The sequence below is a fragment of the Shinella sp. G-2 genome, from assembly GCF_050172695.1.
GTDB lineage: Bacteria > Pseudomonadota > Alphaproteobacteria > Rhizobiales > Rhizobiaceae > Shinella.
In genome coordinates this window covers 30,579-52,127 of sequence record NZ_JBBEYH010000032.1, presented here as the reverse complement: position 1 = coordinate 52,127, position 21,549 = coordinate 30,579, and the positions used below count along the sequence as shown (strand labels likewise).

At 65.3% G+C, this 21,549-nt stretch carries 20 protein-coding genes; 12 read left to right on the top strand and 8 right to left on the bottom strand.

All coding sequences use genetic code 11. The annotated features are described in order from the left end of the window. Window positions 1-348: 348 nt before the first annotated feature. From hrpB to V8U06_RS26840, 3 genes are all read left to right on the top strand, one after another. A complete protein-coding gene (gene hrpB, locus V8U06_RS26850) occupies window positions 349-2,820 on the top strand; it encodes an ATP-dependent helicase HrpB (RefSeq protein ID WP_427143279.1) in 2,472 nt (823 codons plus the stop codon). 120 nt (window positions 2,821-2,940) lie between these two features. After that, window positions 2,941-4,242, top strand: coding sequence for an ActS/PrrB/RegB family redox-sensitive histidine kinase (locus V8U06_RS26845; protein ID WP_226921376.1), 1,302 nt, complete (start codon window positions 2,941-2,943; stop codon window positions 4,240-4,242). Between the two features lie 76 nt (window positions 4,243-4,318). Then, window positions 4,319-4,888, top strand: a complete 570-nt coding sequence (locus V8U06_RS26840; protein ID WP_226921378.1) for an ActR/PrrA/RegA family redox response regulator transcription factor — start codon at window positions 4,319-4,321, stop codon at window positions 4,886-4,888. On the opposite strand, the gene V8U06_RS26835 is transcribed toward V8U06_RS26840, so the two are convergent. After that, window positions 4,889-5,419, bottom strand: coding sequence for an MmcB family DNA repair protein (locus tag V8U06_RS26835; protein WP_427143278.1), 531 nt, complete (start codon window positions 5,417-5,419; stop codon window positions 4,889-4,891). A 372-nt stretch (window positions 5,420-5,791) separates the two neighbouring features. Here V8U06_RS26835 and V8U06_RS26830 point away from each other — a divergent pair, with 372 nt between their 5' ends. Beyond that, window positions 5,792-6,454 (top strand): L,D-transpeptidase, encoded by a 663-nt coding sequence (locus V8U06_RS26830; RefSeq protein WP_226921384.1) that lies wholly within the window; start codon window positions 5,792-5,794, stop codon window positions 6,452-6,454. A 148-nt stretch (window positions 6,455-6,602) separates the two neighbouring features. On the opposite strand, the gene V8U06_RS26825 is transcribed toward V8U06_RS26830, so the two are convergent. Both V8U06_RS26825 and V8U06_RS26820 read right to left on the bottom strand, forming a co-directional pair. After that, window positions 6,603-8,771, bottom strand: coding sequence for a malate synthase G (locus tag V8U06_RS26825; RefSeq protein ID WP_427143277.1), 2,169 nt, complete (start codon window positions 8,769-8,771; stop codon window positions 6,603-6,605). A 238-nt stretch (window positions 8,772-9,009) separates the two neighbouring features. Further along, a complete protein-coding gene (locus V8U06_RS26820; RefSeq protein WP_427143276.1) occupies window positions 9,010-11,016 on the bottom strand; it encodes a hydantoinase/oxoprolinase N-terminal domain-containing protein in 2,007 nt (668 codons plus the stop codon). A gap of 124 nt (window positions 11,017-11,140) precedes the next feature. Here V8U06_RS26820 and V8U06_RS26815 point away from each other — a divergent pair, with 124 nt between their 5' ends. Then, window positions 11,141-11,686, top strand: coding sequence for a hypothetical protein (locus V8U06_RS26815; RefSeq protein WP_226921390.1), 546 nt, complete (start codon window positions 11,141-11,143; stop codon window positions 11,684-11,686). Here V8U06_RS26815 and V8U06_RS26810 read toward each other — a convergent pair. The 5 genes from V8U06_RS26810 to hslV all read right to left on the bottom strand — a co-directional run bounded on the left by V8U06_RS26810 (window position 11,631) and on the right by hslV (window position 16,638). Then, window positions 11,631-13,040: a cytochrome P450 gene (locus V8U06_RS26810; RefSeq protein ID WP_427143275.1), complete on the bottom strand. Its 1,410-nt coding sequence runs from the start codon at window positions 13,038-13,040 to the stop codon at window positions 11,631-11,633. The two genes, V8U06_RS26815 and V8U06_RS26810, sit on opposite strands and share 56 nt — an antisense overlap. A 105-nt stretch (window positions 13,041-13,145) precedes the next feature. Beyond that, the gene (locus tag V8U06_RS26805) at window positions 13,146-14,093 is read right to left on the bottom strand and encodes a DUF1402 family protein (protein ID WP_427143274.1); all 948 of its coding nucleotides are present in this window, start codon (window positions 14,091-14,093) and stop codon (window positions 13,146-13,148) included. Window positions 14,094-14,277: 184 nt separating this feature from the next. Beyond that, the gene (gene hslU, locus V8U06_RS26800; RefSeq protein ID WP_427143273.1) at window positions 14,278-15,582 is read right to left on the bottom strand and encodes an ATP-dependent protease ATPase subunit HslU; all 1,305 of its coding nucleotides are present in this window, start codon (window positions 15,580-15,582) and stop codon (window positions 14,278-14,280) included. Between the two features lie 14 nt (window positions 15,583-15,596). After that, the gene (locus V8U06_RS26795) at window positions 15,597-16,091 is read right to left on the bottom strand and encodes a GNAT family N-acetyltransferase (protein WP_427143272.1); all 495 of its coding nucleotides are present in this window, start codon (window positions 16,089-16,091) and stop codon (window positions 15,597-15,599) included. Continuing rightward, window positions 16,078-16,638: an ATP-dependent protease subunit HslV gene (gene hslV, locus V8U06_RS26790; RefSeq protein WP_226921400.1), complete on the bottom strand. Its 561-nt coding sequence runs from the start codon at window positions 16,636-16,638 to the stop codon at window positions 16,078-16,080. The genes V8U06_RS26795 and hslV overlap by 14 nt, the downstream gene beginning before the upstream one ends. Before the next feature lie 335 nt (window positions 16,639-16,973). On the opposite strand from hslV, the gene hisB reads away from it, so the two are divergent. Genes hisB through coaA form a run of 7 tightly spaced genes read left to right on the top strand, consistent with a single transcriptional unit; the run spans window position 16,974 to window position 21,548 of the window. After that, window positions 16,974-17,567, top strand: coding sequence for an imidazoleglycerol-phosphate dehydratase HisB (gene hisB, locus V8U06_RS26785; protein ID WP_427143271.1), 594 nt, complete (start codon window positions 16,974-16,976; stop codon window positions 17,565-17,567). Between the two features lie 24 nt (window positions 17,568-17,591). Then, window positions 17,592-18,059 (top strand): DUF2628 domain-containing protein, encoded by a 468-nt coding sequence (locus V8U06_RS26780; RefSeq protein ID WP_427143270.1) that lies wholly within the window; start codon window positions 17,592-17,594, stop codon window positions 18,057-18,059. Between the two features lie 4 nt (window positions 18,060-18,063). Continuing rightward, the gene (hisH, locus tag V8U06_RS26775) at window positions 18,064-18,705 is read left to right on the top strand and encodes an imidazole glycerol phosphate synthase subunit HisH (protein ID WP_427143269.1); all 642 of its coding nucleotides are present in this window, start codon (window positions 18,064-18,066) and stop codon (window positions 18,703-18,705) included. A 1-nt stretch (window position 18,706) separates the two neighbouring features. Beyond that, on the top strand, window positions 18,707-19,450 hold the full coding sequence (hisA, locus tag V8U06_RS26770) for a 1-(5-phosphoribosyl)-5-[(5-phosphoribosylamino)methylideneamino]imidazole-4-carboxamide isomerase (protein WP_427143268.1): 744 nt from the start codon (window positions 18,707-18,709) through the stop codon (window positions 19,448-19,450). After that, window positions 19,447-20,223, top strand: coding sequence for an imidazole glycerol phosphate synthase subunit HisF (hisF, locus tag V8U06_RS26765; RefSeq protein WP_427143267.1), 777 nt, complete (start codon window positions 19,447-19,449; stop codon window positions 20,221-20,223). The genes hisA and hisF overlap by 4 nt, the downstream gene beginning before the upstream one ends. Before the next feature lie 9 nt (window positions 20,224-20,232). After that, window positions 20,233-20,553: a phosphoribosyl-ATP diphosphatase gene (locus V8U06_RS26760; protein WP_427143266.1), complete on the top strand. Its 321-nt coding sequence runs from the start codon at window positions 20,233-20,235 to the stop codon at window positions 20,551-20,553. Continuing rightward, window positions 20,553-21,548: a type I pantothenate kinase gene (gene coaA / locus V8U06_RS26755; RefSeq protein WP_427143265.1), complete on the top strand. Its 996-nt coding sequence runs from the start codon at window positions 20,553-20,555 to the stop codon at window positions 21,546-21,548. The genes V8U06_RS26760 and coaA overlap by 1 nt, the downstream gene beginning before the upstream one ends. Window position 21,549: the final 1 nt, after the last annotated feature.

Genomic DNA, 21,549 nt, shown 5'->3' with positions numbered 1-21,549 from the left:
AGAAGCGCCGCCGCTCTCGTTCGATGAGCGGCGTTATAGGCCCAACATTTTTACCCGTCAACACAAACCGTCACAAAAAATCAAAAAACTTATAACATATTGATTTTTATCGATATTTTTCGTCTTCGCCTGTCGAAAGACACCAAAACCGAATGAAACCGGGCCGGAAATCTTGTCCAGGCGGTAAAATTTCTTCGCGCCACCGTTTTACGTGCCCCAATACGCGCACACGCCTTCCCCGCCCCTTCTCTGCCCTGCCCCGCCGGGCTATTCAGACATGGAAACAGCAGCGGAGAAGCGCATGTCCAGCCTTGCAGAAGGCACCTTCACGATCGATGGGGCGACAGAATGACGGGGCCTGTTTCGGACCGCCTGCCGCGCCTTCCCGTGTCGGAGGTTCTCGCCTCTCTCGGGCAGGCGCTCATCGCGCATACGCGCGCCGTGCTTTCCGCACCGCCCGGGGCGGGCAAGACGACACTGGTGCCGCTCTTCCTGCTCGATGCCGCCTGGCGCGGGGATGGAAAGATCATCCTGCTGGAACCGCGACGGCTCGCTGCGCGCGCCGCCGCAGGACGCATGGCTGCGCTTCTTGGTGAACGGGTGGGCGAGACGGTCGGCTACCGCATGCGGCTCGACAACCGCATATCGGCAAAAACCCGTATAGAGGTGGTGACGGAGGGCGTCTTCGCCCGCATGATCCTCGACGATCCGGAACTGTCAGGCGTTTCGGCCGTGCTGTTCGACGAGTTCCACGAGCGCTCGCTCGACGCCGATTTCGGCCTTGCGCTGGCGCTCGACGTGCAGGCCGCGCTGCGCGAGGACCTGCGCATCCTCGTCATGTCGGCGACGCTCGATGTGGAGCGCATCTCGGCGCTGCTCGACAATCCGCCCGCCATCGTCAGCGAAGGCCGTACATTCCCGGTCGACGTGCGCTACCAGGACCGGCCCGCCGGCGAGCGCATCGAGGATGGAATGGCGCGCGCCATCCTAGAGGCGCATCGCAGCGAAACCGGATCGATCCTCGCCTTCCTGCCGGGCCAGGCCGAGATAACCCGCACCGCCGAGCGGCTGGAAGGTCGCTTCGGCGCGGAAACCACGGTGGTGCCGCTTTACGGCAATCTCGACCAGAAGGAGCAGGACGCCGCAATCCGCCCGACCGCCGCGGGCACGCGCAAGATCGTGCTGGCGACCTCGATCGCCGAGACCTCCATCACCATCGATGGCGTGCGCATCGTCATCGACAGCGGCCTTCAACGCCTGCCGGTCTTCGAGGCGGCAACGGGCATCACCCGGCTGGAGACGGTGCGGGTATCGCGCGCTTCCGCCGACCAGCGCGCCGGCCGCGCCGGGCGAACGGAGCCGGGTATCGCGCTGCGCCTCTGGCATGCCGGCCAGATGGCGGCACTGCCAGCCTTCACGCCGCCGCAGATCCTTTCCAGCGACCTCTCCTCCTTCATGCTGGACCTTGCCCATTGGGGCGTCGGCGATCCCGCCGACCTTCGCCTCGTCGACCAGCCACCGGCCGCGGCGGTGGAAGAGGCGCGCAATCTGCTGCGTCTTCTCGGCGCGCTCGACGGCAGCGGCGCACTGACGCCGGCAGGCAAACGCATTCGCGACCTCGCCTTGCCGCCGCGGCTGGCGGCGATGGTTCTCCACGCGGCCAAGGACGGGGAACAGGCCGCCGCCGCCCGGCTTGCCGTGCTGCTCACCGAACAGGGGCTCGGCGGATCGGCGATCGATATCGAGGATCGGCTGCGGCGCTTTGCCGGCGAGCGCGGGGAACGGGCGGAAGCGGCCAAGCGGCTGGCGCAACGCATGGCGGATGGTTTCGGCAAGACCGTTCCCCCGGCCGCAAGCACGCCGGGCGCGCTGCTGATGCATGCCTTTCCCGACCGCGTCGCTTTGCAGCGCGGCGGCAGGGGACGCTTCGTCATGGCGAACGGACGGGGCGGAGAATTGCCGGAAACCGAGCGGCTTGCCGGCGCCGACATGATCGTCGTCGCCGACCTCACCGGCCAGGCCGGACGTCAGCGCATTCTCGCCGCCGCGGAGATCGACCGCGCCACGGTGGAAGCCGGCCTTGCCGACAAGATCGTGCGCGAAGAGCAGTGCGTCTTCGACAAGGCGAGCCGGCAGGTGCGGGCGCGGCGGGTCGTGCGCCTCGGCGCGATGATTCTGGAGGAAAGCCCCTTGCCCCGCCCGGCCGGACCGAAAGCCGCGCAGGCGCTGGCCGAGGGCGTGCGCCTGCTTGGCCTGCAGGCGCTCTCCTTTCCCCGGGAAGCGGCGCAACTGCGCGACCGGCTGGGCTTTCTCCATCGCTCCATCGGAACGCCCTGGCCCGACACCAGCGACATTGCCCTGCTGGCGCAACTCGACGAATGGTTCGTGCCCTTCCAGGAAACGACGCGCGGTATCGACGACATCAAGCCGACCAGCCTGCAGGAAGGGTTGATGGCGCTGGTACCCTACGAGGTACAGCGCGATCTGGCTCGCCTTGCCCCCACCCATTTCGAGGCGCCGACCGGTCAGCGGCACCCGATCCGTTACGACGGCGACGAGCCTGTCCTGGAAATCCGCGTCCAGGAACTGTTCGGGCTGAAGCAGCACCCGGCCGTTGCCGGGGGACGATTGCCGCTCCTGCTGGAATTGCAATCGCCCGCCCATCGCCTGATCCAGACGACGCGCGATCTGCCCGGTTTCTGGGCCGGGTCATGGCGGGACGTGCGCGCGGACATGCGCGGACGTTACCCCAAGCACCCCTGGCCGGAGGACCCGGCCGAGGCCGCGCCGACGACGCGGGTAAAACCGCGCGGAACGTGACTTATAGAGGCGCGTCGCGCAAAACTGCGCGACGGCATTGCGGACTTGCGAGATATCAAGGACCGGAAGCGCCGGGCGCGGTCAGAAGAACCGCGGAGCGCTTCGGCAGGAGGACGACGGATGACAGGCTACCAGGATATCGACTTCGAGGGCTCCGGCCGGCGGCTTCGCCTCGAAACGCTCATCCGCCTGCGCTGGCTGGCCGTGGCGGGGCAGACGATCAGCGTCATCGTCGTGGCGCTGTGGCTGGAATTCCCGCTGCCCCTGCTGCCGGCTTCGGTGCTGATCGCGCTGCTGGCGGGCGTGAACTTCTTTCTTGCCGTGCGCTTCCCGCCGGCCCACCGCCTCACGCCGGCCTCGGCCTTCCTGCTGCTCGCCTTCGACCTCTGCCAGCTGATGGCGCTGCTCTTCATCACCGGGGGCCTTGCCAATCCCTTCGCGCCGCTCGTCTGCGTGCCCGTCATCATCTCCTCGTCCCTGCAGCCGGTCCGCTTCAGCCTGACACTCGGCGGGCTTGCCGTGGCCGGCATCACGGCGCTGGCCTTCACGCCCTTTCCGTTGCCCTGGTTTCCCGGCACGCTGCTCGTGGTGCCTCCGATCCTGACGGCCGGCTTCTGGTTCGCCATCGTTTCCACCACCGCCTTCGCCGCCTTCTATTCCTACCGCGTGTCGCAGGAAGCGACCGAGCTTTCCGATGCGCTGGCAGCGACGGAACTCATCCTCCAGCGGGAAAAACATCTTTCGCAGCTCGACGGCCTTGCCGCGGCAGCGGCGCACGAACTCGGCACGCCGCTCGCCACGATCAGCGTCGTCGCCCGCGAGATGGAGCGGGAGCTGGGCAGCGACGAACGCTTCAGGGAAGATGTGCAGCTCCTGCGCAGCCAGAGCGAGCGTTGCCGCGACATCCTGCGCCGGCTCACCACCCTGTCGACCGAGGACGAGGCGCATATGCGCGTGCTGCCGCTCTCTTCCCTCATGGAAGAGGTGCTGGCGCCGCACCGCGAATTCGGCATCAAGCTCAACCTCGTCGAAACCGGCGAGCGGAACGGCGAGCCGGTCGGCAACCGCAATCCCGGCATTCTCTACGGCCTCGGCAATCTCCTGGAAAACGCCGTGGACCATGCCCGCGAGGAAGTGACCGTCACCGTCGGCCATACGCCGGAGCGGGTTACGATCGTCATCGAGGACGACGGCGACGGCTATGCGGCGGACATTCTCCAGCGCATCGGCGACCCCTATGTCACCAAGCGGCAGAAGGACGAACGGGCCGGCGGGCTCGGGCTCGGGCTCTTCATCGCCAAGACGCTGCTGGAGCGCTCCGGCGCCAAACTGACCTTCGGCAACCGCACCGGCGACCGGCCCGGCGCGCGGGTCTCGGTCGATTGGCCGCGGGCCCGCATGGAGGCCAAGGGTGCGAAATGACTTTACCGGCCCACCCTTACGGGTGATAAGCTGATCCCCATCAAGAATGGCCGGACAGACGCCACGGAAGACGACAATGGCAGAAGACAACGCACCGCAGACCGCAGCCGACGACATCGGCCCCGATCCCTCGCTCCTTCTCGTCGATGACGACGCCCCGTTCCTGCGTCGCCTGGCGCGCGCCATGGAAACGCGCGGCTTTGCCGTCGATACGGCCGAATCGGTTGCCGAGGGCATCGCGAAGGCCAAGACCAACCCGCCGAAATATGCGGTGGTGGACCTGCGCCTCGGCGACGGCAGCGGCCTCGACGTCATCGCCGCCATCCGCCAGCGTCGCGACGACACGCGCATCATCATGCTGACCGGCTACGGCAATATCGCGACCGCGGTGAATGCCGTGAAGCTCGGCGCCGTCGATTATCTCGCCAAGCCCGCCGATGCCGACGACATCTTTGCCGCGCTGACGCAGCGCCCGGGCGAGAAGGTGGAACTGCCCGAGAACCCGATGTCGGCCGACCGGGTGCGCTGGGAGCATATCCAGCGGGTCTACGAGATGTGCGAGCGAAACGTCTCGGAGACGGCGCGCCGTCTCAACATGCACCGCCGCACGCTGCAGCGCATCCTCGCCAAGCGCGCACCGAAGTAATCAGGCCGGATCGTCCCGCCGGCCTGCGACGATGGCGGAGATATCCGGCCCGTCGTTGCGGCTGTCCATCGCGAATTCCGCCAGCAACAGGCGACCCGCGGCGACGCGGGCGAAAGCGAAGGTCACGGCCTTGCGCGTCGGCGCCGGCAATTTGTGCTCCGGCGCTTCGCGCAGCATATGCGCGCCGTATCCGTCGGACAGGATGAGGCCGCAGTCTTCCGGGAAGATATCCAGCGGCACGTCCTTGTGGGTGGCGAAGAACAGCCGGTCGCAATGCCGGCGATAGTCCGGCCATTTGCGGTCGACGCGAAAATCCTCGATCGACGTCTTGATCTCGACGATCCAGATCTCGCCCTTGTCGGAGAGACTGATGAGATCGGCGCGCCGGCCGCTGGCCAGCGTCAGTTCCGGCAGCACCGCATGGCGCATCTCCATCAGCATGCGCTGCACGCCGCGGCGCACCATCATGGCACGGTCGGACTGGCGACCGTCGAGCAGGGGATTGTCATTGTGCAGGGAAACGATCGTCATCGGGAAACCTCGGCGAATCGCAGTTTATCGCGAACCCTCGCCGATCGGGCAAAAAGTTAAGCCGAAGCCCTGATTCGCGAATGCCGGAAGACTTCATTAACCGCGACACGGAGTTCCTGTGCGGCTTTAGCGCAGACGGCGGCAAGACCATTGAACGGCCGGCGCGGGCGTGCTTGGCATGGGATCGGGCAGGGCGAAAGCGGCTGGGACCGGGCATTGTTGTTGCAAAAAAACAATCACCGGGCTTTTTGCTTATGCGCAGGCCCGCACCGCAGCGCACACGCTTGCATTGACCGGTTTAATCGAAAATAAACCATGATCGATGAAAGTTCTGCGCGACAGAACTTCTTAATTCCTTATCAAGAGAATCACATGCGCTTCCGCAATGCCCTCCTTCTGTGCGGCCTCGCAGCAGCCGTCACGCTCGCCGGTTGCTCTTCTTCCTCCACGTCCGTTCCGGGCGAAAAGGTGGCGACCAATGCTATCTTTACATCGGACTATGGCGCTGTTGAGGACAACGGCTATGCCCTGCCCGCGATTCCGATCAGCAAGGTGAACACCAAGTTCCACCGCCAGATCGTCGACTACGCGACCAAGGAAAAGCCCGGCACGATCATCGTCAACACGCCGAACCGCTTCCTTTATTACGTGCTGCCCGGCGGCAAGGCCGTTCGCTACGGCATCGGCGTCGGCAAGCAGGGCTTTGCCTGGCAGGGTGAGGCCTATATCGCCTGGAAGCAGGAATGGCCGACCTGGCACCCGCCGAAGGAAATGGCGGCACGTCGTCCCGACGTCGCCCGCTATGTCAAGGACGGCATGGGCCCGGGCCTGAAGAACCCGCTCGGCGCACGCGCCATGTACCTCTTCAACGACAAGGGCCAGGACACGCTGTTCCGCCTGCACGGCACGCCGGAATGGGCTTCCATCGGCACGGCCGCGTCGTCGGGCTGCATCCGCCTGATGAACCAGGACATCATCGACCTCTACAAGCGCGTCCGTCCCGGCACGAGCGCCCGCGTCGTCGTCCAGCAGTAAGCGACAACCGATCTTACATAGAAGAAGCCGCCGGATCGCTCCGGCGGCTTCTTTCGTTTGAGGTGTGTTCCGCGCTCCTGGGCGGCGAGCGCTCTTCCAGACGCTCTGAGGACCGGACCGCTCAAGCGGTCCGGCGACCCCGGCCTCTTCAGCCTGCTGCGGCCTTCAGCTCCAGCCGGCGGCGGTGCAGGACCGGTTCGGTGTAGCCGTTCGGCTGTTCGCGGCCCTTCAGCACCAGCTCGACGGCCGCCTGGAAGGCGATGGAATTGTCGAAGTTGCCGGCCATGTTCCGGTAGAGCGGATCGCCCGCATTCTGCCCGTCGACGACGGCGGCCATGCGCTGCATCGTTTCGAGGATCTGTGCCTCGGTGATGACGCCGTGGTGCAGCCAGTTGGCAAGGTGCTGGGCGGAGATGCGCAGCGTCGCACGGTCTTCCATCAGGCCGACATTGTTGATGTCCGGAACCTTCGAGCAGCCGACGCCCTGGTCGATCCAGCGCACGACGTAGCCGAGGATGCCCTGGGCGTTGTTGTCGAGTTCGCGCTGGATTTCCTCCGGGGTCCAGTTCGGACGAACCGCGACCGGGACCGAGAGGATGTCGGAGAGCTTGGCACGCGGGCGCGAACGGAGCGAAGCCTGAACCTCGGCGACGTTAACCTTGTGGTAGTGCGTCGCATGCAGCGTCGCGGCCGTCGGCGAGGGCACCCAGGCGGTGTTGGCGCCGGCCTTCGGATGGGCGATCTTCTGCTCCAGCATGGCGGCCATCAGGTCGGGCATGGCCCACATGCCCTTGCCGATCTGCGCATGGCCGGACAGGCCGCATTCGAGGCCGATATCGACGTTCCAGTTCTCGTAGGCGCCGATCCAGGCGGCCTGCTTCATGTCGCCCTTGCGGATCATCGGACCCGCTTCCATCGACGTGTGAATCTCGTCGCCGGTGCGGTCCAGGAAGCCCGTGTTGATGAAGACGACGCGCTCCTTGGCGGCGCGAATCGCTTCCTTGAGGTTGATCGTCGTGCGGCGCTCCTCATCCATGATGCCCATCTTCATGGTGTTGGGCGCCATGCCGACGGCGGCTTCGACGCGGCCGAACAGCTTGGAAGCGAACGCGACTTCTTCGGGGCCATGCATCTTCGGCTTGACGACATACATGGAGCCGGCACGCGAATTCTGGCGACGGCCATTCGGGCCGACGTCGTTGAGTGCGATCAGCGCCGTGACCATGGCGTCCATGATGCCCTCGGGGACCTCGTTGCCGTCGCGGTCGAGGATCGCCGGATTGGTCATGAGGTGACCGACATTGCGCACCAGCATCAGCGAACGGGCCGGCAATGAGAGAGCCGAGCCATCGGGCGCGGTATAGGCGCGATCGGGGTTCAGCCGGCGCGTGATGCTCTTGCCGCCCTTGACGACCTCTTCCGAAAGGTCGCCCTTCATCAGGCCGAGCCAGTTGCGATAGACGAGAACCTTGTCCTCGGCATCGACGGCAGCGACCGAATCCTCGCAGTCCATGATGGCGGTCAGGGCCGATTCGATGGCGATATCGGAAATATGCGCCGCATCGTCCTTGCCGGTCGGCGTGGAGGCGTCGATCTGGATGTCGATATGCAGGCCGTTGTTGCTGAGAAGAACATGGGTCGGCGCCGCCGCGTCGCCGCGATAGCCGGCAAACTTGCCCGCATCCGCAAGGCCCGTCTTGCCGCCGCTCGTCAGCGCGACGACGAGCGCGCCGCCTTCGATGGAAAGACCGGCCGCATCGCGCCAGGAGGCGCCGGAAAGCGGCGCGCTGTCATCGAGGAAGCCGCGCGCCCAGGCGATGACCTTCGCACCGCGCTTGGGGTTGTAGCCCTTGCCCTTTTCCGCGCCGTCCGCATCCGAAATCGCATCCGTGCCGTAGAGCGCGTCGTAGAGGGAGCCCCAGCGCGCATTGGCGGCGTTCAGCGCATAACGCGCGTTCATGACGGGAACGACGAGCTGCGGACCGGCAACGACTGCGATCTCCGGGTCGACATTGTCGGTCGTCACCTGGAAGTCGCCACCCTCGGGCAGCAGATAGCCGATCTCGCGGAGGAAGGCTTCGTAAGCCGCCATGTCCACCGGCGCGCCGTTGGCGCGGTACCAGGCATCGAGCTTTTCCTGCAGCGCATCGCGCTTGGCGAGCAGTGCGCGGTTTTCCGGCGCCAGATCGTGCACGATGGCCGAGAAATCGGAGAAGTACCGGTCCGCATCCACGCCCGTGCCGGGAAGCGCCTCCTTGACGAGGAAATCATAAAGGGCGTTATCGATCGAAAGACCGGCTTTTTCCGTATAGGTCATTTGAAAAGCTCTCCGAAGGGCGGGGATGGGGAGTATCCCGAATGCTGCCACTTTCAGGAGCTTTGACGCATAGTCAATTCGGCAAGAGCATAAAGAATTTATTCCGCTCGGGAAAAAATCATACTTTAAGGCGGCGGCACGCCATGTTTCGCCCGTCGTCATCGTCCCCGGATTGGGGACGATAGCCCATCGTCTTCAACGGCTTACCTTTGTTCTGCTCAAAAGCCCCGGCAGGCTTTCACGCGTCTTCCGCGATCCGCGGCCGGCCGCTGGCCGTCGCGGTAAACCGCGCCTCCATCAGCTTGCGACGGCCTTCCACCTCGGGCGCGTCGATCTCCTCCGCAAGGGTCACGACCGGCTCGTCGGCACCGTTGGCGCGCGCGGAATGAAGGGCCGCCGTCACCGCCCGCTCCTTGGCGAGCGAGAAAGCCTCCGCCTCGTCGACAAGGCGCGCGCTTTCGCCCGCCCCACCCACGATGTAGATGCCCTCCTCCGGCATGGTGACGAACACCGTGACGGCGGTGCGCACCTGACCGACGACAGCGCCGACGGCATTGGCAACGCCGGCATCGGCCGGAATGGCGGATTCGGCGCCGAGCATATCGGCGATAGCCGGATAATAGACCGGCGCAGACGCACCGAGGCCAACGAGCGGCCGGTCGAGTGCGATGCGGAACTGCACGATGCCCGGCCGGCGGTGCAGCGCGCGGTCGACCGAGGTGGAGCTGGCCGGATCGACGGAGGCGACACCGTCATCGGCAAGACAGGCGGAGAGAATGACGTCCGAGGACTGTCGCGTCAGCCGGTCGACCAGCAGATGTGCCAGGTCTTCCGCCGTCTCGGCAATGGGGCGGCCGGTGCCATCCTTGGTGCGGGCGGCAAGCTCGAGGCCGAGGCGGGCGGCCACGGCATCCCACTGGCCCTGCCCGCCGAGCACATGCATGGCATCCGACGGCGTGACGCCGCAGATATGCACGAGGCCACGCGCCACCAGCCGGTCGAGCGTCGCCTTCTGCAGGGTGGAGGCGAGCAGCCCGTCGAGCGGCAGCGGCACCGCGCCGATCTTTTCGTAAAGCGCCTGTTCCTGTGGCTGGAGACCGCTGGCCAACCGCTCCGGCACGCCCGTGCGCACGGCAAAGCGCCCGTCATGCCGGCCGGCATGGGGCGCACGGATCTGCCGTTCCAGCACCGGGATCACGGCCTCGGGATGCAGCGCCGAGGCGAGGCTGAGCGGCATGAAGCGGCGTGGCCCGAGGTCGATCTTCGCCTTGAGGCCGCGGTCATCGATGCGCACTTCCGAATCGCCACCGAGGCCGAAGGTGCGCATGGCGACCGCTTCAACCATGGTGCGGTAGCCGCCGACGACGGCACCGTCCGCATCCAGCTTCGGCCGGCCACCGTCGAGCACCGCGACGTCGGTCGTCGTGCCGCCGATATCGGAGACCACGGCATTGTCGAGACCGGTCAGGTGGCGCGCGCCGACCAGACTTGCCGCCGGCCCGGACAGGATCGTCTCGATGGGGCGCAGGCGCGCCTCGGCCGCCGAGATCAGCGCGCCGTCGCCGCGCACCACCATCATCGGCACATGGATGCCGCGGCGGTCGAGGAAATCCTCGCAGGCGCCGATCAGCCGGTCGATCATCGAGACGAGGCGGGCATTCAGCAATGTCGTCAGTGCCCGGCGCGGTCCGCCGAGCTTGGAGGAAAGCTCGTGGCTGCAGGTGACCGGCAGATGCGAGACGGCGCGGATGCGATCACGCACGCGCTCCTCATGCGCCGGGTTGCGCACGGCGAAATAGCCGGCGACGGCGAAGGAGGAAACGCTCTGCGAAAGGGTCGGCAGGGCCTCGTCCAGCGCCGTCATGTCGAGCGGCGTCTCGCTGCCATGAACGTTGTGACCGCCAGGCAGGAAGAGCACGGGGTCATTGCCGAGCGCGTCGGCAAGGCCGTCGCGCTTCAGGTCTTCCGGGCCGAAGCCGATCATGACGAGGCCGGCGCGCCCACCCTGCCCTTCCACCAGCGCATTCGTGGCAAGCGTGGTCGAGAGGGAGACAAGACCGATGGCGGAAACCGGCGCCTTCGCCTGTTCCAGCACCGCCTCCACCGCGCCGGAAATGCCGACCGCAAGGTCGTGGCGGGTGGTCAGGGCCTTGGCGCGGGCCACGACACCCGCCGTTTCGCTGTAGAGTACGGCGTCCGTATAGGTGCCGCCGGTATCGATGCCGAGTAACAAATGGTCTGCCACGAGAATTCTTCCGTACCGCCCGCCGTCTCTTTCCAAAGCGGGCCTTGAATGGTGTTATTGCATGTCCGGGCCAATTGCCACCATTCCACCGGCGACATCAGGTGAAAGAACGAGGAGCCACCCAGTGACCGACCTTCCCTTCCGAAAGCCGCTTCTGGCTGCCCTACTCCTCGGCTCCGCGCTTTTCGCCGGCGCCGCTTCAGCGCAGGAAGAGGACGGGGAGGAATACAAGGCGCAGATTCCCGACGTCGCCATCTACAAGGCGATGCTGGACGCCAACAAGCAGACCGGCTGGGTGCAGTTCCGCGAATTCGCCGATCAGCAGCTGATCTATTTCACGGCCCTGCAGACCATGCATTGCCGGCTCAAGGAAGTGCGCTATTCGATCAATTCCGACGCGCTGGACAAGACCTTCCCGATGGCAAGCTGCGATCCGGAACTGCCCTTCAACCTGCCGTCTGACGAGAGCCAGAACTGGCTCTACATCGCCCTGAAGCCGGGCGAAGCGCAGACGATTGCCATACAGGCCATCTGGGACGACGGCAGCGGCAGCGAGATCGTGGTCTACCAGCCCTGCAAGAATCCGGAGGCGACCTGCGCCTCGATCAAGACGATCAAGAAATCGAAGAAACGCGCGGACGAGCCGTCACCCTCAACATCAGCCCGTTAGCCGGCTGCGTCGTCAGGCGCTGCACCGGCCAGGCCGTCGTCTCGGCCGTCATGTCGAAGCGGAAGCGGCGCATCAGCACGCCGAGCGCGATGATCGCCTCCTGCATGGCGAAGGTCGCGCCGATGCACACCCGCGGGCCGACGCCGAAGGGCAGGTACTGGAAACGGTGGATGGCGTCGCGGTTCTCCGGCAGGAAGCGTTCCGGCATGAAGGCACGCGGCTTGTTCCAGAGCAGCGTATGGCGATGCAGCGTCCAGGGCAGGACGAGCACGGTGATGCCGGCGGGAATATCGATCCGCTCGCCCTCCGGGCTCGTCCACGAATCGTCTGCGATGGCCGCACGGTTGATCGACGGCGCCGGCGGATAGAGCCGCAGGGCCTCCTCGAAGGCTGCCCGGGTCCAGGGCATGAGGTCGAGCCAGTCGACCGGCTCGGCCCCGCTTGCCAGCACCCGGTCGATCTCCTCTTCCATCGCCTCGCGCACATGCGGGCTGTTGGCGACACAATAGAGCGTCCAGGCGAGCGCCCGCGCGGTCGTCTCGTGTCCCGCACCGATGAAGGTGAGGATGTTGTCCTCCACCTCCTCGATGGTCAGGCCATCCGGCCCGGCGACGCGCAGGAGAAGTGTCAGGAAATCGCTGGGCGCGGCGTCGCCCTCGCGCTCCATGCGCTTGCGGCGCAGTTCCATCGTGTCGCGAACGATGCGGCGGAACTTCGCCATCACCTTCGTGCCGCCGATGCGCGTCACGCGCGGCACCCAGGACGGCGCGCGCAGGAGGTCCATCGGATCGACACGGCCCATCGTGTGCAGCAGGTCGTCCACGTCATCGGCGAAATTGTCGGTTTCCGTGGCGATCTCGCCGGAAAACAGGGTTTCGGAGAGAATCGCGAAAGCGAGTTCCGTCATGTCGTTGCCGATGTCGAAGACCCCGCCGTCGCTGCCGGCATATTTCTCCACATAGAGCTCCGATTGCGCCAGCATCTGGCTGGCGAAGCCCTTGGCATGGCGCGGGGTGAAGATCGGCGCGACGGCCTTGCGCGAGCGGCGCCAGACGGCCCCCTCCGCCGTCAGCAGCCCGTCGCGCAGGATCGGCCGCAGCACGAGCTGACGCACCACCGCCATCTTGTAGTTGGCGGCGTTGTCGACCAGCAGGTGCTTGATGAGGCCGGGGTCGTTGGCGATCAGCGTCTTTTCGCCGACGAAACTCGTCTTGAGCCAGGGCAGCGTGTAGGAGGGTTCGCCCCAGAGCTCCAGCGGATTGCGGAACACGGTGCGGATGATCTCGAGCATCGAAGGCGGCACCGTGCGGGGAATCGGTGCCGGCGGCTCGAACGGCTCGGGACGCATGTCCATCATCTGCCTCCTTGGAATCGGCCCTCATGGTGGGTCGCCAGAAAGGCGGAAATTAGAACAAATCCCGCAAAAGTGCGTGGGGTTTCGCGCGGTCGCCGCGAAAAACTAGAGCAGGCCCTGGAGGTCCGCCAGCTTCTCGTTGATCAGCCAGCCGTAATAGTTCTCTTCCGGCCAGGTTACCTCGCCCGCCGCGCGGCGGGAGGCGAAGGCGGCGGCGCGCGCATCGGGATTGCCGATATTGTAGAGCGTCGCGGTCAGGCCCGGATTCTTCGAGATATCGACGCCGGCGATCTTCTTGTAGGCGTCGATCGAGCGGCGGATCGAGGCGGCCATGTAGGCGAGCGAGATATCGGGATCCATGATCGCCTGGTAGACGCCGGCCGCATCCTTCTCGTCGAGCCGGTCGTAGCCGGAGATGCGCGCTACGTCGTCGGTCAGCGTGAGGGCCGTCAGCGGATTGATCTGGCCGAGGCCGAAGGTCTGACCGGCATAGAAAGGCTGGAAGAAGACCGCGCTGAAGCGGTTGTTGGGGAAGGACGTACCGCCCACCGTGCGCCCCTTGAAGCTGCGGTTCCACACCGATTCGCGGCAGATCCACAGCGCATAGGAGCCCTTCTTGGACGCGCACTGCGAAAATTCCGGGCGGGCCACGAAGTCTGCGACCTCTTCGCCCTCATAGGCGAAGCGGAAGCTGCCGGTATAGGACGCAGCCTTCACATAGTAGCTCTGCAGCCGGTCATAGGCGTCGACATTGTAGGTGTGCTCACCGACGATGGCGCCGACCATGTGGATCGGGTTGATGCCGTATCTGGCAGCGACCGACTTGATCTTGCCGGTCAGCTGGCCGTCATTGGCGATGAGGTCGCGCACCTTCTCGTATTTCGCGTCGAAGGAGGTCTTGCCTGCCTTGGTGCGGCGCACGGAAGCACCCGGAATGTTCGGCTGCTCGGCATTGCGGTTGCCCGGCGGCACGACGTCGATGGCCAGCGCCGTCGTCTGGCTCTGGACAAAAAGAGCGGCTGCAAGGGCAAGCACAGGCAAGAGCTGTCGCACGATTTCCGGTTCCCGTCTGGTCAAATCTGTCGGCGGATGGCGACGACCGATGCAGAACAATCATGTCGGAATGATGCCAAAGCGCGCGGCAAAGGCTTAAGGCCGCCCCGCCCCGCCTGTCGAGGGGCACGCTCCTCAAAAATGCGGCACCGGTGGCTCACAGACAACCACCGGTGCCGAAACGTCACAGAATGTAGCGCGAGAGGTCCGTGTTGGCCGCCAGTGCGCCGACATGCTTGCGCACGTATTCGGCATCGATGACGAGCCGGTTGCCGGCCTTGTCGGGCGCCTCGAAGGAGATCTCGTCGAGCACCCGTTCCATCACCGTCTGCAGCCGCCGCGCGCCGATGTTCTCGACGCTGGAATTGAGCTGCACTGCCACATCGGCCAGGGCGTCGATGCCGTCCTCGGTAAACTCCAGCTCGACGCTTTCCGTGCCCATCAGCGCCTTGTACTGGCGAATGAGGCTTGCCTCCGTCTCCGTCAGGATGCGGCGGAAGTCCTCCTTGGTGAGGGCGCGCAGCTCGACGCGGATCGGCAGGCGGCCCTGAAGCTCCGGCAGGAGGTCGGAGGGCTTGGAGACATGGAAGGCGCCCGAGGCGATGAAGAGGATGTGGTCCGTCTTCACCGGCCCGTACTTGGTCGCCACCGTCGTGCCCTCGACGAGCGGCAACAGGTCACGCTGCACGCCCTCGCGGGAGACGCCCGCGCCCATGCCGCCATCGCGCGCGGCGATCTTGTCGATCTCGTCGATGAAGACGATGCCGTCGTTCTCGGCCGAGCGGATGGCCTCGCGCTGGATCTGCTCGTTGTCGAGCAGCTTGTCGGATTCGTCGTCGATCAGGACCTTGTAGCTATCCTTCACCGTCGTCCGAACCTTCTTGGTGCGCCCGCCCATCGCCTTGCCGAACATTTCGGAAAGGTTCAGGACGCCGATATTGGCGCCCGGCATGCCGGGGATCTCGAAACCGCCGGGCGTGCCGCTGTCGGCGACATCGATCTCGATTTCCTTGTCATCCAGTTCGTTGTTGCGCAGCTTCTTGCGGAAACTGTCGCGCGTCGCCGGCGAGGCGGTGGCGCCGACGAGGGCGTCGAGCACCCGTTCCTCGGCATTCATATGGGCCTTGGCCGTCACCTCGGCGCGCTTCTTTTCGCGCACCAGACCGATACCAACCTCGACGAGGTCGCGCACGATCTGCTCGACATCGCGGCCGACATATCCGACTTCGGTGAACTTGGTCGCCTCGACCTTGACGAAGGGCGCGCCGGCAAGTTTTGCCAGGCGGCGCGAGATCTCCGTCTTGCCGACGCCTGTCGGGCCGATCATCAGGATGTTCTTCGGCATCACCTCGTCGCGCAGGTCCGGCTCGAGCTGATGGCGGCGCCAGCGATTGCGCAGGGCGATGGCGACGGCGCGCTTGGCGTCGTGCTGGCCGATAATGTAGCGGTCGAGTTCGGAGACGATCTCGCGGGGCGAAAAATTGGACATGGGCTTTTCCGTTTCTAGCAACGGTCCCGGGCCATCATCAGCGCCGGGCCGTCCTCTGTCATGCGTTGATCGAAAGCATGGAATCCGGCCTTTTCATAGGCCCGGATGGCATGCGCATTGTCCGGGTGGGGATCGAGCACGATCCGCTCCACACCCTCGTTGAAGACCCTGGCCGCAAAGGCATCGATCATCGCCGGCCCGTGGCCGATGCCGACCATGTCGGCTGGGCCGATGAACTGGTCGATGCCGACGGTGCGCTCCGGTCGGTCGCCGAAGGAAAAATCGTCCGCCGCGATCCGGTAGGATTGCAGATAGGCGAAGGGCATGCCGGCATGCAGAACGATGAAGGACTCCATCGCGGGATCGTCGAAATCGTCCGCGATGCCGGCGACTTCCTTAGCCGGCTCACCCCACCAGCGCCGGACATGCGGCGCGTTCAGCCAGCGTTCCAGCATCGGCAGGTCGTCGGCCGTCACCGGCCGGAAGGCATAGGCCTCAGCGGTCGGCATCCAGCGTTTCCACCACGACATTGTGGTTGGTGTAGACGCAGATGTCGCCGGCGATCTGCATGGCGCGCCGCGCGATCTCCTCGGCAGATCTGTCGGTGTCCATCAGCGCGCGGGCCGCGGCATAGGCGTAATTGCCGCCCGAACCGATGGCCATGGTGCCGTGCTCGGGCTCCAGGACGTCGCCATTGCCGGTCAGCGCCAGCGTGACGGACTTGTCGGCGACCAGCATCATCGCTTCGAGCCGGCGCAGGTAGCGGTCGGTGCGCCAGTCCTTGGCAAGCTCCACGGCGGCGCGCATCAGCTGGTCGGGATATTGCTCGAGCTTGGATTCGAGCCGTTCGAGCAGCGTGAAGGCATCGGCGGTCGCGCCGGCAAAACCGGCGATGACATCGCCCTTGGCGAGGCGGCGCACCTTGCGCGCATTGCTCTTCATCACCGTCTGGCCAAGGCTGACCTGGCCGTCACCCGCCATCACCACCTTGCCGTCCTTGCGGACGGTGATGATCGTCGTGGCGTGCATGGAAGCGTAGGGATCGTGTTCACTCATCGATGGACCTTTTGGATGGACCTTTCAGGCCCGGAGAACCGGGCGAGGCACCGCCAACGAGGCGGCTTCGTTGTGTCCTATGTAAGCAGCGGTTTGGCAATTGCAAACGCGCGCCGGAGCCGGAGGAGACAAGGGGGCCCGGCCAAAGGAGAGCCTCCTTCGTCGCTCCGCCCCTCGCCGCTTCGAGGCCAACCCTTTCGTCCGGCTCGTCGGACCTTTCCATCCATCCGGCAGTGCCGCGCGCCGGGTCATCCGCCCTGCGTCGAGGACCCGCGAAAGACTGGCCTTTTCGTGACAGCCCTGTTAAGGAGCGGCGGTCATACCCGGAGAAACCCATGAGCCGTACCGCCAGCGTTTCGCGCAAGACGAACGAGACCAACATTTCGGTTACCGTCGATATCGACGGCACCGGCGCGTCGACCATTTCGACGGGCGTTGGCTTCTTCGATCACATGCTCGAGCAGCTGTCGCGACATTCGCTCATCGACATGGACATCAAGGCCGAAGGCGACCTGCATATCGACGACCACCACACGGTCGAGGATACGGGCATCGCCATCGGCCAAGCCATCGCCAAGGCCTTGGGCGACCGGCGCGGCATCACGCGATACGCCTCGCTCGACCTTGCCATGGACGAGACGATGACGCGCGCCGCCGTTGATGTCTCCGGCCGTCCCTTCCTCGTCTGGAACGTCGCCTTCTCCGCCCCGAAGATCGGCACCTTCGATACCGAGTTGGTGCGCGAATTCTTCCAGGCGCTTGCCCAGCACGCCGGCATCACGCTGCATATCCAGAACATCTACGGCGCGAACAACCATCATATCTCGGAGACGTGCTTCAAGGCCGTCGCACGCGTGCTGCGCATCGCGACCGAGATCGATCCCCGCCAGGCAGGCCGCGTTCCCTCGACGAAGGGCACGCTGGCCTGACCAGAGGCACAGCTGGAGGCCGTCATGGCCACGTTCCTTGTTCTGATACCGCCGGGTGCAAAATCCCAGGACGAAGACGCCCGGATCATCCGCGACCGTTTTTCGTGGATCGCTTTCTTCCTGCCCTATCTGTGGCTGCTGTGGCATCGCGCCTGGCTGGCCGCCGCCCTCGTCTTCGCAATCGAGGCGCTCGGCGCGGCGATCATCGATCATTCGGTCTTCGGCCTTGCCGGCCTCGGCCTCTGTTTTGCGACCAATCTCCTCGTCGCGCTTGAAGGTCCGACGGTGATCGTCGCCGACCTCAAGCGGAGAGGCTGGGCGGTCGATGCCGTCATCTCGGCTCCCGACCGGGAAACGGCGGAAGAAATCTACTACATGGACATCATGGCCGGCGAACCGGAGACGCGTCGCAACGTCTCCTTGCCAGCCTCCGAAACCTCAGGGCGCCGGCACGCTCCCATGCTCGGCCTCGTCGGTTTCAAGGAAGGATAACGGAATGCGCGTTGCGATCATCGACTATGGCTCGGGCAATCTGCGCTCGGCCACAAAGGCCTTCGAGCGGGCCGCCCGCGAAGCCGGCATCCCCGCCGAAATCGACCTCACCGATAAGGCCGAGCGGGTCGCTTCCGCCGACCGCATCGTGCTGCCCGGTGTCGGCGCCTATGCCGATTGCCGCCGCGGCCTCGACGCCGTGCCCGGCATGGTGGAGTCCCTTCGCGATACCGTCGAAGCCAAGGCCCGCCCGTTCCTCGGCATCTGCGTCGGCATGCAGCTGATGTCCTCGCAGGGGCTGGAAAAGACGGTCACGGACGGCCTCGGCTGGATCAAGGGCGACGTCGTGAAGATGACGCCCGGTGACCCGGCGCTGAAAATCCCGCAGATCGGCTGGAACACGCTCGACCGCAAGCGCCCGCACCCGCTCTTCGACGGCATCCCGGAAACGCTGCATGCCTATTTCGTGCATTCCTACCACCTTGCCGCGGAAAACCCCGACGACGTGGTCGCGGCCGTCGATTACGGCGGGCCGATGACCGCCTTCGTCGCCAACGGCAACAAGGCCGGCGCGCAGTTCCACCCGGAAAAGAGCCAGACGCTCGGCCTTGCCCTCATCACCAATTTCCTGCGCTGGAAGCCCTGACATGATCCTCTTTCCCGCCATCGACCTGAAAGACGGCCAGTGCGTTCGCCTCAAGCTCGGCGACATGGACCAGGCCACCGTCTACAATCCCGATCCGGCCGCGCAGGCGAAAGCCTTCGAGGACCAGGGTTTTGAATGGCTGCACGTCGTCGACCTCAACGGCGCCTTCGCAGGGGAAAGCGTCAATGGCGCCGCCGTCGACGCCATCCTCAAGGCGACGAAGAACCCGGTGCAGCTGGGCGGCGGCATTCGCACGCTGGATCATATCGAAAGCTGGCTGTCGCGCGGGCTCTCGCGCGTCATTCTCGGCACCGTCGCCGTGCGCGACCCTGCCCTCGTCATCGAGGCCTGCAGAAAATTCCCCGGAAAGGTTGCCGTCGGCATCGACGCCAAGGGCGGCAAGGTCGCCGTCGAGGGCTGGGCGGAAGCCTCCGAACTCGGGGTGATCGAGCTTGCGAAGAAATTCGAGGGCGCGGGCGTCGCCGCGATCATCTATACCGACATCGACCGCGACGGCATCCTGGCGGGCATCAACTGGGCCTCGACGCTGGAACTGGCCGACGCCGTCTCCATCCCCGTCATCGCCTCCGGCGGCCTCGCCTCGATGGACGATATCCGCCGCCTCGTCGCTCCTGACGCCCGCAAGCTGGAAGGTGCGATTTCCGGCAGGGCGCTCTATGACGGACGCATCGACCCCGCGGAAGCGCTGGCCGCGATCCGCGACGCGAAAGGACGTGCAGCATGACCCTCAAGGCCCGCGTCATTCCCTGCCTCGACGTCAAGGACGGCCGCGTCGTCAAGGGCGTCAGCTTCGTCAATCTGGTCGATGCCGGCGACCCCGTCGAATCGGCCAAGACCTACGACGCGGCCGGTGCCGACGAACTCTGCTTCCTCGACATCACCGCCTCCTCCGACAATCGCGACACGATCTTCGACGTCGTGGCGCGCACGGCCGACCATTGCTTCATGCCGCTCACCGTCGGTGGCGGCGTGCGCGCGGTCGCCGATATCCGCAAGCTGCTGCTGGCCGGCGCGGACAAGGTGTCGATCAATTCGGCCGCCGTCTCCAACCCGGACTTCGTTGCCGAGGCCGCCGACAAGTTCGGCAACCAGTGCATCGTCGTCTCCATCGATTCCAAGAAGGTCTCCGCCGAAGGCGAGGAAGACCGCTGGGAGATCTTCACCCATGGCGGCCGCAAGGCGACCGGCATCGACGCCGTCGCCTTTGCCGAGAAGATGGTGGAGCGCGGCGCGGGCGAACTGCTGCTCACCTCCATGGACCGCGACGGCCAGAAGGGCGGCTACGACATCGCCCTGACCCGCACGATCGCGGACCGCGTCAGCGTCCCCGTCATCGCCTCCGGCGGCGTCGGCACTCTCGACCATCTCGTCGAAGGCGTGCGCGACGGCCATGCGACGGCGGTTCTGGCCGCCTCGATCTTCCACTTCGGCACCTATACCGTGGGCGAGGCCAAGCGCTACATGGCCGATCATGGCATCGCCATGCGGCTCGACTGAGGAATACCCATGAGCACCTTCACCCTCGCCGATCTGGAAGCCATCGTCGCGGCCCGCGCCGCGGCCGATGCCGCGGAAAGCTGGACGGCCAAGCTGGTTGCGGCCGGACAGCAGAAAGCAGCAAAAAAGCTCGGAGAAGAGGCCGTCGAGACCGTTATCGCGGCCATCGAGGGCAAAAAGGCCGAATTGACGAGCGAAACGGCCGATTTGCTCTATCATCTCATGGTCGTATTGAAAATCGGCGGCGTCCCGTTACAAGATGTCATGGGGGAGCTGGAACGGCGCACAGGCCAGTCCGGCCTTGCGGAAAAGGCCAGCCGGAAGAGTTGATGATTCAGGCAGCGCGTGACAAGGACCAGGCGGATATTCCGGACGACTTCGGTAACCGCGATTATTCGCCCTACCGCTTCTTCACCGCCGACGAATGGGCCCATTTCCGGGCCGACACGCCGCTGACCCTGGCGGGCGACGAGGTCCAGCGCCTGCGCTCGCTCAACGACCCCATCGATCTCGACGAGGTCCGGCGCATCTATCTCTCGCTCTCGCGCCTGCTTTCGGCCCATGTCGAATCCTCGCAGATGCTCTTCGAGCAGCGCAAGCAATTCCTCAGCCTTTCCGACGAGGCCAAGACGCCCTTCGTCATCGGCATTGCCGGATCCGTCGCGGTCGGCAAGTCGACCACCGCGCGTATCCTGATGGAACTCCTGTCGCGCTGGCCCTCCAGCCCCAAGGTCGATCTGGTGACGACCGATGGCTTCCTCTATCCCAATGCCGTGCTCCAGCGTGAAAACATGATGGACCGCAAGGGTTTTCCGGAGAGCTACGACATCGGCGCGCTCCTGCGCTTCCTCTCGGCCATCAAGGCCGGCAAGAAGGACGTCAAGGCGCCGATGTATTCGCATCTGACCTATGACGTGCTGCCGAATGCCTCCCGCACCATCGACCGGCCGGACATCCTCATCTTCGAGGGCATCAACGTGCTGCAGTCGCGCAACCTGCCGGCGGACGGCAAGATCGTGCCGATGGTCTCGGATTTCTTCGATTTCTCGATCTATATCGACGCGGAAGAGGCACTGATCCACAACTGGTATGTCGAGCGCTTCATGCGCCTGCGCGAAACGGCCTTCAAGAACCCGGATTCCTACTTCCATCGCTATGCGACGATCAGCGAAACCGCGGCCCTCGCCATCGCCGAGGGGCTCTGGCACAACATCAACCTGAAGAACCTGCACCAGAACATCCTGCCGACGCGCCCGCGCGCCGACCTGATCCTGCAGAAGGGCAAGAACCACCTCATCGAAACGGTGGCGCTGCGCAAATTGTAAG